Source organism: Natranaeroarchaeum aerophilus (assembly GCF_023638055.1).
Classification (GTDB): Archaea; Halobacteriota; Halobacteria; order Halobacteriales; family Natronoarchaeaceae; genus Natranaeroarchaeum; species Natranaeroarchaeum aerophilum.
Genome location: NZ_JAKRVY010000001.1, coordinates 249,285 through 261,330 on the forward strand (window position 1 = coordinate 249,285; position 12,046 = coordinate 261,330).

Sequence of the window (12,046 nt, forward strand, 5' to 3'; positions counted from 1 at the left end):
TAACCGATAACTCACGTACCCGATTGCGTGTACGATTCCGGTTTCCGAACGGGGGGATCGCAGAAACTCAGCTATCCACTGCTCATTATTGATTCTGCGCCAAAGGCGAGTAATCACCCTCTTTGGCAAGAATCCACATCGTTTCGAGCTCTTCGTCGGTAGCATCCGATGGATAAAGTATGCACTCGTTGGTCGAGCTTAGATTATCTATTATAATCGCACTTAGTTCACCACGGTCAGATACTCTTTCACCAGTGAAAATCATATTTCGGAAGGAAGTGTGTAGTCTGGTGGTGGATGTGTTTGAACGCATTGTTCGAAACCGTTCAGTAGCAGGTCAATTGCGTTCTTGTGTCCGTCCTTCTGGCGATGGATATGGGACGGGCGAATCGGTTGTGCATCGTAGGGCTCAAATGCACCGTATGGCACGTTATCCTCCTGTTCGAGGTACTGACGCATTTCGAGCAGTAGCGCGTGAAGGTAGATGAGTTCTTGGATCCTCACAGTATGAGATGCCACACCATCTCCCATAACTATTGTTGCAGTATAACCTGCATAGTGATTTTTTCAATAGGATTTGTGGCGACAATATCGGCGACGCTCTCCGTTTCGCAGTCTCTTATTGCATGGAGATCTCTTGGTGGCTCCGATAACTCCCTGCCCTGTAACCAACGCAAAAAAGGCAATTGTCGCTCTGCCGAATACAGACACAACATCATAGACTGGATGATCTGCAAATATCGTTCTCACTGAAACGTGTAGCAAGCAATTTCAACTGAGCCACACTCGGTGCACTTATTTGTATCTGAATCACCTGTTGCACCACAGTTCCGACACTCATAGAGGGTTTCACCGTTGCCATTACCTGCTTGGCGGATGATTTTGAGCAACCCCATTGAGTTGTTTATTCCACAGCAATACCCATTAAGGTTCGTGAATAAACCAACCCCCAATTAAACGCGGGTTCTATTCGTTCCATCACCTCTATCGACTAATCCAACAGATCTGATCTGAATCCGTTACCTGTGCAAGACTCGCGCTATACCTCTTGCATACCAGTATAGATACTATTCCATCTGTCAACGTCCTCACCGAACAGTTCGCAGGTTCCTTCTGACGGCTGATCCACCGAAGATCGGATACAAAAATGAAGGAAGAAAACATATCGTTCACGGGTGACAGCGATATTTGGATCTCCGACAGTTTATCTCCAGACACAGAATAGCCACTATACAGGCTAATAATGAATGATTCCCGGGTATTGGCGGCAGCGCGACCCCGGGATACGGCACCTTTGTTTAACGAGCGTTTTACGCTGTTAATTAGATGACGCGGTTCTGCAGGTAATCGAGGTGTTTCGCGTTGTAGACGATCTTGACTTCCTCGGCGTCGGGGCTGCCGATACAGGTCAGGCGAACGCCTTTCTCTTCGACTTCCTCGTCGCTGAGGATCTGCTGCATGTCCATGTCGATTTCGCCTTCGAAGACGATCGCTGCGCAGTTCGCACAGGCACCGGCGCGACACGAGAAGGGCCAGTCGTAGCCCTGCGCCTCGGCGGCTTCGAGAATGTACTCGCCTTCGTTCACTTCGAGGGAGCCGTAGTCCTCGGCGTCGAGGCCAGCGTCGGCAGCCTGATCGAAGAGGTCGTCGTCGTCCATGTCCCAGCCCTGGTCGTCCAGCACTTCGTAATTGAGGTATTCTACAGTGGGCATCAGGCTGACATTCGCGGTCCTAACGGTTAGAAGTTATTGTTTTCCGCCGCCGACCGAACGTCCGGAAATAGCCCGCAAGAATACGGTAACACCCCATACACGAGTCGGTAGATTTTAAAAAGGGAACACCGGTACGAACCGGAAGACGAGATACGCACCGATCGTCGAAATGGCGGGGACGAGGTTCTGGAGCAAAATCACTCGACCGGTCGTTCCAGGATCGAACAGATCGCCCGCGCTCGGGATGTCCTCGGGCTCTTCCTCGCCGATATCGGGCAGTTCCTCGCCCTCTTTATCGGCTGACAGCGCTCCCACGGAGACGGTCGCCTCTTTTTCCCCCCGGACCCCTTCCCGGACGCCGACCGTCCGGGTCGCACGCCCCCAGCCGAGTCCCACGATGCCCATCGTCGCGATGACGACGAAACTCGCGGGGATACCTAGCGCCGACAGCGCGACGACGATGAAGGAACTGACGGTCGCAATGACGATCGCGGCCGTCAGCGGGAGATGGGTGATATCGTTGCCCAGTGTCTCCATCGTCCGGCGACCGATCGTGAACGCACCGATCCCGACTGCAACGCTGCCGATAATGATCCCTGTGTTCATCTCTAGATCACCGCTGCCGACCAGCGGAGCGATCGCGTTGGCGATGTTACTCGTCCCCGAGCTAAACGCCATCAGACAGCCGATCGCGATGACGATCCCGGCACCGAACAGCTCGCGTCTCGTGGACTCCTCGCTGATTGTCACCCGTGGGATCCGTCTCGAGGTGTCGATAATAAACAACTCGTTGTCGCTGCGCTGGATGTTGATCCAGGCGTTAATCCGCGGGTAGAAGTACCGACCGATCACTCCACAGACCCAGAAGCCGATCAGCGGTGCGACCAGCCACCAGGTAACGATCGTCCCGAGTTCCGCCCAGTTGAGCGTGCCACTCGCCGACCCCAGCGCCGCGATCGCGCCGACGGTCGTCATCGACGTCGACGCGGGGACGCCGAAGAAGTTCCCGATAAACAGCGCGAACCCGATAAAGAACAGCACGGTAATACTGGTTTGCAGGGTGAACACGCCCGGATCGATCAGCCCTTCACTCAGCGTGTCGACGACCTCTCGACCGATCGTGAACGCGCCGACGAAGAAGAATACGGACATAAAGGCCGCCGCCGCGGTCTTCGTAATGACGTCGGCACCGACTGCCGGTCCGAACGCCGGGCCGGTCGTCGCTCCCCCGATATTGTAGCCGACGAAGATCGCTACGACGAGTCCGATCAGTAGTAGCGGTTCGATCACGAATATCTAGATAGTAACTACCGACTTAACGCGTTGGATATCGGCCTAACGCCGATGCGGCTTCCCGGCCCAACTACCGAACGAGTACCACGGGAACCGTCGCCCGCTTCGATACCGTTTCGGCGACGTTCCCGACGAGAAACCGATGTGACACGCGGCTCCAGTCCGCCCCGTGAGCGCCGAGCACGATCGTGTCATACTTTTCCGCCCGGTTGAGGATGTTTTTGGCTGGATGCCCGATCCCGACTACCGTTTCGATATTCCGATCCCGGTCGTTTGCGAGCCTGTTCGCTCGTTCGAAGACCGGTTCAGCGCGTTCCGCAGCGGCTTTCTCGATATCGTCTTCCAGTGCCAGTGCCGTGGCATCTCCCATCATCATCGACGGTACGCCGACGACGTGGAGAACGGTTATTTCGGCGTCTGGGTAGTTCTCAAACGCGTATTTGAGTGCATCTTCGGCGTGTTCAGAGTCGTCCATCGGGACGAGAACTCGTGAGACCATAGGATGGGCTACGACGGGGACTTACCTAAGGCTCCGGTCTAGACGACGCCCGGAAAGAGCACGAAGAAGCCGTAGGCAAGTCCGGTCGACATCGACGGGCCGATAATCCACATCGAGATGTATTTAATGATGGCTCGTGGGTTGAATAGATCGCCAGCGTTGAGAACTTCGTCCGGCTCCGCCTCGCCGATCGGTGCAGACTTGTTGCGCGGCTGATCGGCAGTAATCGCTCCGGGTGCTATTTCTTGATCTCCCACGTCACGGCGCACTGCGTCGCTGACCGTTATCGGCCGAGTCGCGCGCCCCCAGCCGATGCCGACGATGGTCATGACCGTCGCCATCACGAGGCTGATTGGAATCCCGAGCCAGGACAGCACTGTCGTGATTGTCGATGCTGTCAACATGACAAACAGAGCGGCGAGTAACGGGATATCGCTCAGTTCGCCGCCGACCGACTCCATTGTTCGGCGAGCGATCGTGAACGCACCGATGCCGATCGCCAGCGTGGCGATGATGATGGCAGTGTCGTCGGTGAGGCCGCCAGCCGTCCCCACGAGCGGTGCTGCGGCGTTCGGAACGTTACTCGCTCCTGCGCTAAACGCCATGTAACATGCGATAACGAAGACGACAGCCGTACTCACAACCTCCGACCGCGTCGTGTTCGGTCCGAGGGTTGGTTTCGGAACGGATCCTCTTCGGTCGAACACGAGGAGCGGTCCAGCCGATTTCTCGATATCGACCCGCTGATTGATCGCTGGATACAGATATCGCCCGATAACACCGCCGATCCAGAACCCGATGATCGGCGTCACAAACCACCACGAGATAATCTCGGCGATCAGCGCGTAGTTGAGCGTATTTGTTGCGAGCCCGAGTCCCGCGATCGCACCGACGGTCGTCATGGAGGTTGGGACGGGAACGCCGAAGACGTTCGCCACGAGGATCCCAAGGCCGATAAAAAAGAGGATCGCGACACCTGCGGCCAGTGGAATGCCGCCTTCGAGCGTGATGATTCCCTCACTCAGCGTTCCAAGAACGTTACGGCCAACTGTCCACCCACCGAGGAAGACGAAAAACGTCATGAGTACCGCAGCGGTCGCTTTACTTACTACTCCGGCACCGACGGGCGGCCCCCACGCGATCCCCGTCGAGGAACCGCCGATGTTGAAGCCGACGAATATAGAAGCGACGACTCCGATCAGCAGAATCGTTTCTACCATTGACAAAACATACGAGAAAGATATGGAAATATGTATCGTAGTGTACTGATACCGTCGCGAGTGCCGGTCCCGACTGTGGACCTCCCTCATACTCTGACGTTGCTGCCCTTTCTCGCTTCGGTGGGTTTAGGCGCTCCCCGGTCTACCCCCCACGTATGAGTGCATTTCCCGAGTTCGAGGTCGTCCCCGCGGTCGACCTGCAGGACGGCGAGGTCGTCCAGCTGGTACAGGGCGAGCGCGGCACCGAGAAACGCTATGGTGATCCTGTCGAGGCTGCCGAGCGCTGGATCGATCAGGGCGCGGCGACGCTCCACCTCGTCGATCTGGACGGCGCGTTCGAGGGCGAGCGCGCGAACGCCGACGCCGTCGAGCGGATCGTCGAAGCCACGGACGTCTCCCTGCAACTGGGCGGCGGGATTCGCACCGCCGCCGACGCAGCGGACCTGCTGGATCGGGGAATCGACCGGGTCATCATGGGAACTGCCGCGGTGAACGACCCCGACCTCGTCGCCGAGATCAGCGCGGACTACCCCGGGAGCGTCGTCGTGAGCCTCGACGCGAAAGACGGCGAAGTCGTCGTCGAGGGCTGGACCGAAGGGACGGGAATCAACCCTGCGGAGGCCGCCGCCCGGTACGAGGAACTGGGGGCGGGGGCGATCCTCTTTACCGACGTCGACGTCGAGGGGCGGCTCGAGGGCGTCCAGACCGAGCCGGTCAGGAAGGTGGTGGAGGCGGTCGACATCCCCGTGATCGCCAGCGGCGGCGTCGCCTCCATCGACGACATCCGCGACCTGCGCGCTGCGGGCGCGAGCGCTGTGGTCGTCGGGAGCGCGCTGTACGAAGGGGAGTTCACGCTCGAAGAGGCGCGAGCGGCCCTGGAGTAAGGGGTCGGCGAACAAATTAAGTCGATTCCGTGATAGGTAGGGACGATGACCCGTCTAGACCGACGGCCCTCCAGTTGGTCGAGTAGCGTCTCGCTGGCAATGGCGTACGTCGTTCGCGGCCCCTACGTCGGGCTCTTTTTCGTCCTGCTCGCCGGCTGGGCGTTCCAGTGGTTCGGGACGATGATGATCGCGGGTGGAACAGCGCTCCCCGAGGCACTGTTCGGTGCTGCGCTCGTGGTAGCCGGGGGATTTTTGCTCTTTGCCGCGCTCGTCGCCACCGCGTATACGGTCGTCCGGGACGCCGTCGCCGCCGCAGAGACACAGGAACCATAGTGGTCGGGTGCGTTGTCGTCGGTATGACCGACCGCGCCGCGGCAGTTACCCGCGAGACGGCCGAGACCGAGATCGACGTCACCGTCGAGATCGACGGAGACGGCGACGCCGCCGTCGACACCGGAATCGGCTTCTTCGATCACATGCTCGAATCGTTCGCCAAACACGGCCTCTTCGATCTGACGGTCGAGTGTGACGGCGATCTGGAGATCGACGACCACCACACCGTCGAGGACGTCGCCATCGTGCTCGGCGAGGCGTTCGAGGAGGCGCTCGGCGACAAGCGCGGGATCGTCCGCTACGCCGACCGAACGGTGCCCCTCGACGAGGCCGTCGCCGGGGTCGTCGTCGACGTGAGCGGTCGCCCGCTCTTCCGATTCGAGGGCGAGTTCTCGCAGGCCTCGGTGGGCGGGATGACCAGCCACATGGCGAAACACTTCCTGCGCTCGTTGTCGATGAACGCCGGGCTCACCCTCCACGCCGAGGTGACTGGGGAGAACGCCCACCACGAGATCGAGGCACTGTTCAAGGCGACGGCACGCGCGCTCGACGACGCGACTCGGATCGACGAGCGACGGAGCGACACGCCGAGCACGAAAGGCGAACTCTAGTCCACTACCTAGAAGTGTCGGCCCCGCTACCCTGAAAACAAGGATGTTCGACGAGATCATGGAGAAGTTCGAGGGGAGCCCGTCACAGCAGGCGGTGATCCGCTTGCTGTTGGAACGTGGCTTCTCGGTCAACGACGATGGCCGTGTCGTCTCTGGCGGGATCGAGATTCCGAACACCGGGATCGCCCGCGAGATTGATGTCGATCGCCGGGTCGTCGATTCGACGACCGACGCCATACTCGCAGACGAAGAGCTCACGCGGATCTTTCAGAACATCTCGCAGGTCCCCAGCCTGATGGATCTCGCCCCCGTTCTCGATCTCACCGTCCTATCGATAGAGGTCACCGACGCCGAACAGGAAGGAATCGTCGCCAGAGTGACCGGCCTGCTCGCCGAGGAAGGCGTGTCGATCCGCCAGACGATCAGCGAGGATCCCGAGTTCACCGACGAGCCACGGCTCTACATCGTCACCGATCAGGAGTTGCCCGGCTCTCTGATCAATGACCTCTCCGATCTCTCTTTTGTCCGCTCGATCGAACTGAAATGAGCCCGCGGGAAACCGATGGGCTATTACTGATATAGCGACGAGTTCGGGTATGGACGAGAGCGTCACGGGCACACTGGAGTTCGCCGCGGTACAGCTGGCGGCGGTCGTCGCCGGACTCCACCTGTACTGGGGGCTCCCCAGACTCGTCACGGCGGCACGGATCGATCAGCCGATCTACTGGGATCCGCGTCCGTTGTTATTTGTCGCCTCCGGGATCGGTATTCTCCTCGCCCTCCTGCTGGTCCGCCAGCAAGTTCTTTCGCGTATTCGGGCGTACGTCCTCGGCATCGGGATGATGCTGACCTACATCTTCGGCTGGGCGTACTGGCATCTCGGTGGGCACATGGCAGTCGTTCCCTGGGTCGAGGATGCACATGCTCATTCCCACGGCGGCAACCCACTGATCCTTCTCGGTGAGCACCTCGTCGCATCACCGATCGACGGGATCTCGAAGACCGCAGAGCTGCTGTTGCTCGCCGTTCTTGGACTCCTCCTGTACGCCGAGTATTCGGTCGATGACGGCGCTGCTCGCTCACAATCGACTGACAGTTCCGCGGACAACGACTGAGCCGACGATGGACGCCTACCGTACTGTCGACGAGCGTGCGACAGCGCGGTTCGAGGTGATGGGCTCGGAGTTTATCGGGCACGTTGCCCCGGTCGAAACCACAGAGCACGCCGAGACGTTTGTCGACGCGATCGAGAGCGAGTACGACGACGCGACGCACAACGTCCCGGCCTACCGGGTCCGGGCGGATCCGTTCCGCGAGTGGTCGAGCGACGACGGCGAACCCGCGGGATCGGCCGGGAAGCCCGCCTTGAACGTGCTTCAACAGGAAGATATCGAGAACGTAGTTGTCGTCGTGACACGGTACTACGGTGGGACGAACCTCGGCGTTGGGGGACTCGCTCGCGCGTACTCACGGGCCGTCAAGGAAGCACTCGACGAGGCGGGCGTCGTCGAAGAACAGCCACACGAGCGCGTCTCGATCACGGTTGACTACGACGACTCCGGGACAGTTCGGGGCGTCCTCGACAGCGCGGGCGTCGAGTTCGAGGCTGAGTACGAAGCAGACGTCACCTTCGACGTTCGCGTCCCTGTCGAGACTGCCGCCGATCTTCGTGACCGGCTCCGGAGTGCGACCAGCGGGCGAGCCGAGATCCAATAGCTCCGTTTCGCTAGCGGTATTCTGCAGGGTTACAGCTACTCCCTCTCGCGGTTTTCGATCCGAAGCGAAGGGGTCGTTCTCGTGGGTCGATTTCGGCGCGGCAGCACTCAGTCGACGATGATTTCGTCGTCGGAAAGCGGGTCGTCGTCGCGTTCCATCTCCGCGCGGTAGCGACCGATCCAGTCGGCAAAACAGGGCGGACAGAGCCGCTGGGTATCGACCTGCGAACGGTCGACGGTAAGCCGGACCGTCCGCGCGAGCGGATCGGAGACGGGGTCGCTACAGGAGTCACACGGATCTGACATCTACTCGGACGTGTGTGCCTCTCCCACAAAATTCTAGTGGTCGTCTCTTACCGGCTTACTGCGTGCGGAAGGCGCGGTCACCGGCGTCGCCGAGGCCGGGGACGATGAACCCGTCCTCGTCGAGATGGTCGTCGATCGCGACGGTCAGAAGATCGACCTCGTCGAACTCGTCGCCGACGCGCAGGAGGCCGTCCGGCGCGCTTACGGCGGAGAGAACGATAAAGCGCTCGGGTTCGGGGGCGTTCTCGAGGACGTGATCCAGCACGGTACACATCGTCGACCCGGTCGCGAGCATCGGGTCGGCGACGATGACGGTATCGTCTTCGGTGATCTCCGGTAGTTTCACGTAATCGACGGTGATCGGGAACGAACCGTCCTCCTTGCGTGCGGTCTCGTCGCGGCTGGCGCTGATAACGCCCTGACGCGCTCGCGGGAACGCCTTCAGAAGCCCCTCGACGAAGGGCGTCGCCGCGCGCAGGACGTTGATTATGACGACGTCGTCGAGTCCTTTTACGCGCTCGCCCATCGTCTCCTCCAGGGGGGTCTCGATCGTGACGTACTCGGTCTCCATCCGCCCGTCGATGATCTCGTAGCCACAGATCCGGCCGAGCTTGACGAGCCCCTTCCGGAAGGCGACCTGCTCGGTCTCGACGTCCCGGATCTTCGAAAGCGTGTCCTTTGCGAGCGCGTGCGTGACGACATGTGCCTCGTCTCGGTCTTCGATGGTCATGTTCGCCAATCGAGCACCCGGCGAGTATAAGCTATCGATCTGCCTGCGTCGCCGCCGGCCTGAGCCGCCGTCTTGGGGGACTGTCGTTTCGTCGACGCCAGTTCCGGAACCGTCCTCGCCGATCACCGCGGCTTTGTGCCCACGGTGAGTAGGTCCGACGATGACAGAGGATCTGTTCTCCCCCCTCGCACTGCGCGGGACGGAGATCCCAAACCGCGTAATGGTCTCGCCGATGTGTCAGTACTCCTGCGAGGAGCGGGACGGACTCGCGACCGACTGGCACCGAACCCACCTGGGCGCGCGTGCGGTCGGCGGCGCGGGCGTTGTGATGACTGAGGCTACTGCGATCGAACCCCGAGGCCGGATCTCCCCCGAGGATCTGGGGATCTGGAGCGCCGAGCACGCCGAGGCGCTCGCACCGATCACCGAGTTCATCCGCTCGCAGGGAAGCGTCCCGGCGACCCAGCTCGCCCACGCCGGTCGGAAAGCGAGTACACGAAGACCGTGGGAGGGGGGAGGTCCGCTCCAGCCCGACGAGGGGGGCTGGGACGCCGTCGCGCCGAGCGCGATCCCCTATCCGGGTCACGAGTCGCCGGTCGACGTCACGGCGCTCTCGTCGGCTGAAGTTACGGAGATGGTCGACACGTTCGCACAGGCTGCCGAGTACGCGCTCGACGCCGGCTTCGAGATCGCGGAGCTCCACGCGGCCCACGGCTACCTGCTCCACGAGTTCCTCTCACCGGTCGCCAACGGTCGGGACGACGAGTACGGTGGAAGCTTCGAGAACCGGATCCGGTTCCTCCTCGAAGTCACCGACGCGGTACGGGCTGTGTGGCCCAACGAGTACCCGCTGTTCGTCCGGATCTCGGGGACTGACTGGCTGCCCGACCGCGAGTCGTGGACCGTCGAGCAGTCCGCCCGACTCGCGGATCGGCTTGCGGCGGCTGGCGTCGATCTGGTCGACGTCTCCAGCGGGGGCATCCACCCCGATCAGCAGCTCCCGCCGTCCGGCCCGAACTACCAGGTGCCGCTCGCCGAGCACGTCCGCGAGCATACGAGCGAAGCTATCGGAATCGGTGCTGTCGGCGGCATCACGACGGCCGAGCAGGCGGACGCGCTGATCCGCAACGATCGGGCTGACCTCGCGATCGTCGGCCGCGAGTTCCTTCGCGATCCGCAGTTCCCGCTCCGGGCTGCCCGCGAACTCGACGCGCTGGACCGTGTTGACGTCCCGCCGCAGTACGAACGGGCGTTCTGAGTCCGGCCGGACCGTCTGCACGGTACATGTGGATACTTGTCAGCACGCTCCCGAACCGAACTGCCTTTGTCGGCGGCACCTCTTTATCAACTATGGGATTTGGTAGCTACGACGAGTCCGAACAACAGGATCAGAACGTGGAAACCGACGACGACGAGGCCGTCACCGTCCACGAGAACGACCACGATGGGGCTGTCAGTTTCGATACCGACGAGTCGACCGAGGATCTGGTCGGCCGACTCGACGAGATGCGAGACGACGACGAGGAGTAAGGCGATTCGGTTCGGCTACTGTCGTACCACGGAGTGTAGGGATAAAGCGTATATAGACGCCTGTTTTAGCGGTTACTCACACGGCCATGGAAGAGAGCATCTCGGGATTCAAGATCCGAGGGACGTGGGGAGATATCGTGGAACACGGTGAGCGGATCTCACGCGCGCTACGTGACGTGAAAGTCCATCGTGGCGACGAGTACAACGAGGCGTTCGAGGAGTGGGACGAGTGGCGGCCCAAATCCCACGAGCGGATCGAGGAAGACGTCAGCAAGAAGACCGCCGACCAGGCGAGCGTCGCCGAGGGGAAAGGCGAGCAGGCGGGTAAAAACCCCGACGAGGATATCAAAACGGCTGGCGAGAAACTCAGCGAGTCCTACGAGAAACTCGACGAGGACGACGCTGAGGGCGCGGTCGGCAAGTGGGGTGAGTCCATCGACTACGTCGCACGGGCGGCCGACTCGGCCGGACGAAAAGCCCTTCGCAAAGTCGAAGACACCGTCTATCAACAGGTGATGACGCAACTGGCTCCGTATTACTTCGACAACGCATTAATCAGCGCGAACCTCCAGCAATCGACCAACGGCAACGAGGAGGAGTTCATCTTCGAGGTCAACGTCAACGACGACGGGCTGAAAGACGACGTCTCCCAACGGCTCGCGGAGTACGAGGACACGATCGATCGCTGGCATATCGACACGGAAAAGGAGACAACAGTCGCAGAGGCGGTCGAGGGCGTCGAGCCGCCCGAGAACGACGTTGATGGACGCTCCAAGTCGACGAAGAACTGAGCGCGCGCGAGCGTACCCGATCCGTTCGATACTATTTTGAAATCCCATATATCGGCCTAATAGGCCGTCTAACGACTGATTTTAGCATATTACGGTTACCGTTCTGATCTCGCAGTGATCGGTGGGTCGTTGCTGGTCGACCGGTTCCGGTTCGACAGCCGGTGGTCATTCGTCCAAAAGTTATACACAGAGTGTTGACGACCGGGGATTTTACAACCTTATATGAATATAACCAACCCTTATTTTTGTGCTATTCAAATCCTTTGTGGGAAATTTGTTAGTATGTAAACGCAAACCCTTATATTGGGTTGTTTCAATACGATCAATCGCAATGGCAGTCATGAACGTGCGAAATAAGTTGGAATCGCTGGACGAACAGTCACTGATGTTCCGTAAGCCTGTGGACGACTCCACGGTGGTCG

The 12,046-nt window shown here is 60.3% G+C and carries 17 protein-coding genes; 9 read left to right on the plus strand and 8 right to left on the minus strand.

The annotated features are described in order from the left end of the window. Nucleotides 1-85 precede the first annotated feature (85 nt). The 6 genes from AArcSt11_RS17185 to AArcSt11_RS01200 all read right to left on the minus strand — a co-directional run bounded on the left by AArcSt11_RS17185 (nucleotide 86) and on the right by AArcSt11_RS01200 (nucleotide 4,724). On the minus strand, nucleotides 86-313 hold the full coding sequence (locus AArcSt11_RS17185) for a DUF7511 domain-containing protein (RefSeq protein ID WP_434803486.1): 228 nt from the start codon (nucleotides 311-313) through the stop codon (nucleotides 86-88). Then, on the minus strand, nucleotides 262-531 hold the full coding sequence (locus tag AArcSt11_RS17030; RefSeq protein WP_353617655.1) for a UPF0058 family protein: 270 nt from the start codon (nucleotides 529-531) through the stop codon (nucleotides 262-264). Before AArcSt11_RS17030 ends, AArcSt11_RS17185 begins: the two co-directional genes overlap by 52 nt. A gap of 791 nt (nucleotides 532-1,322) precedes the next feature. After that, nucleotides 1,323-1,712, minus strand: coding sequence for a ferredoxin Fer (gene fer / locus AArcSt11_RS01185; protein ID WP_250593792.1), 390 nt, complete (start codon nucleotides 1,710-1,712; stop codon nucleotides 1,323-1,325). Between the two features lie 114 nt (nucleotides 1,713-1,826). Beyond that, a complete protein-coding gene (locus AArcSt11_RS01190; protein ID WP_250593793.1) occupies nucleotides 1,827-3,002 on the minus strand; it encodes an inorganic phosphate transporter in 1,176 nt (391 codons plus the stop codon). Nucleotides 3,003-3,075: 73 nt separating this feature from the next. Next, nucleotides 3,076-3,504 carry a universal stress protein gene (locus AArcSt11_RS01195; RefSeq protein WP_250593794.1) on the minus strand — a complete coding sequence of 143 codons (429 nt, stop codon included), beginning with the start codon at nucleotides 3,502-3,504 and terminating at the stop codon, nucleotides 3,076-3,078. A gap of 38 nt (nucleotides 3,505-3,542) precedes the next feature. After that, nucleotides 3,543-4,724: an inorganic phosphate transporter gene (locus tag AArcSt11_RS01200; RefSeq protein WP_250593795.1), complete on the minus strand. Its 1,182-nt coding sequence runs from the start codon at nucleotides 4,722-4,724 to the stop codon at nucleotides 3,543-3,545. Between the two features lie 155 nt (nucleotides 4,725-4,879). On the opposite strand from AArcSt11_RS01200, the gene hisA reads away from it, so the two are divergent. From hisA to AArcSt11_RS01230, 6 genes are read left to right on the plus strand one after another with little or no spacing between them, the layout of a single operon-like run. Further along, nucleotides 4,880-5,608: a 1-(5-phosphoribosyl)-5-[(5-phosphoribosylamino)methylideneamino]imidazole-4-carboxamide isomerase gene (gene hisA / locus AArcSt11_RS01205; RefSeq protein ID WP_250593796.1), complete on the plus strand. Its 729-nt coding sequence runs from the start codon at nucleotides 4,880-4,882 to the stop codon at nucleotides 5,606-5,608. Between the two features lie 45 nt (nucleotides 5,609-5,653). After that, nucleotides 5,654-5,941 carry a hypothetical protein gene (locus tag AArcSt11_RS01210; RefSeq protein ID WP_250593797.1) on the plus strand — a complete coding sequence of 96 codons (288 nt, stop codon included), beginning with the start codon at nucleotides 5,654-5,656 and terminating at the stop codon, nucleotides 5,939-5,941. A 23-nt stretch (nucleotides 5,942-5,964) separates the two neighbouring features. Next, nucleotides 5,965-6,552 (plus strand): imidazoleglycerol-phosphate dehydratase HisB, encoded by a 588-nt coding sequence (gene hisB, locus AArcSt11_RS01215; protein ID WP_250593798.1) that lies wholly within the window; start codon nucleotides 5,965-5,967, stop codon nucleotides 6,550-6,552. A gap of 43 nt (nucleotides 6,553-6,595) precedes the next feature. After that, nucleotides 6,596-7,099 carry a TrpY family transcription regulator gene (gene trpY / locus AArcSt11_RS01220; RefSeq protein ID WP_250593799.1) on the plus strand — a complete coding sequence of 168 codons (504 nt, stop codon included), beginning with the start codon at nucleotides 6,596-6,598 and terminating at the stop codon, nucleotides 7,097-7,099. A gap of 49 nt (nucleotides 7,100-7,148) precedes the next feature. Beyond that, a complete protein-coding gene (locus tag AArcSt11_RS01225; RefSeq protein WP_250593801.1) occupies nucleotides 7,149-7,667 on the plus strand; it encodes a hypothetical protein in 519 nt (172 codons plus the stop codon). A gap of 7 nt (nucleotides 7,668-7,674) precedes the next feature. Next, nucleotides 7,675-8,268: an IMPACT family protein gene (locus AArcSt11_RS01230; protein WP_250594950.1), complete on the plus strand. Its 594-nt coding sequence runs from the start codon at nucleotides 7,675-7,677 to the stop codon at nucleotides 8,266-8,268. Nucleotides 8,269-8,375: 107 nt separating this feature from the next. Here AArcSt11_RS01230 and AArcSt11_RS01235 read toward each other — a convergent pair whose 3' ends face one another. Together AArcSt11_RS01235 and upp are read right to left on the minus strand one after the other, a co-directional pair. Then, a complete protein-coding gene (locus AArcSt11_RS01235; RefSeq protein WP_250593803.1) occupies nucleotides 8,376-8,573 on the minus strand; it encodes a DUF7569 family protein in 198 nt (65 codons plus the stop codon). 55 nt (nucleotides 8,574-8,628) lie between these two features. Next, nucleotides 8,629-9,303, minus strand: a complete 675-nt coding sequence (gene upp, locus AArcSt11_RS01240) for a uracil phosphoribosyltransferase (protein ID WP_250593805.1) — start codon at nucleotides 9,301-9,303, stop codon at nucleotides 8,629-8,631. 160 nt (nucleotides 9,304-9,463) lie between these two features. Here upp and AArcSt11_RS01245 point away from each other — a divergent pair, with 160 nt between their 5' ends. The 3 genes from AArcSt11_RS01245 to AArcSt11_RS01255 all read left to right on the plus strand — a co-directional run bounded on the left by AArcSt11_RS01245 (nucleotide 9,464) and on the right by AArcSt11_RS01255 (nucleotide 11,624). After that, nucleotides 9,464-10,561 carry an NADH:flavin oxidoreductase/NADH oxidase gene (locus tag AArcSt11_RS01245; protein WP_250593807.1) on the plus strand — a complete coding sequence of 366 codons (1,098 nt, stop codon included), beginning with the start codon at nucleotides 9,464-9,466 and terminating at the stop codon, nucleotides 10,559-10,561. Nucleotides 10,562-10,653: 92 nt separating this feature from the next. Then, entirely contained in the window at nucleotides 10,654-10,833 is a 180-nt protein-coding gene (locus tag AArcSt11_RS01250) for a DUF5786 family protein (protein ID WP_250593809.1), read from the plus strand. 86 nt (nucleotides 10,834-10,919) lie between these two features. Beyond that, entirely contained in the window at nucleotides 10,920-11,624 is a 705-nt protein-coding gene (locus AArcSt11_RS01255) for a DUF5828 family protein (RefSeq protein ID WP_250593811.1), read from the plus strand. Nucleotides 11,625-12,046: the final 422 nt, after the last annotated feature.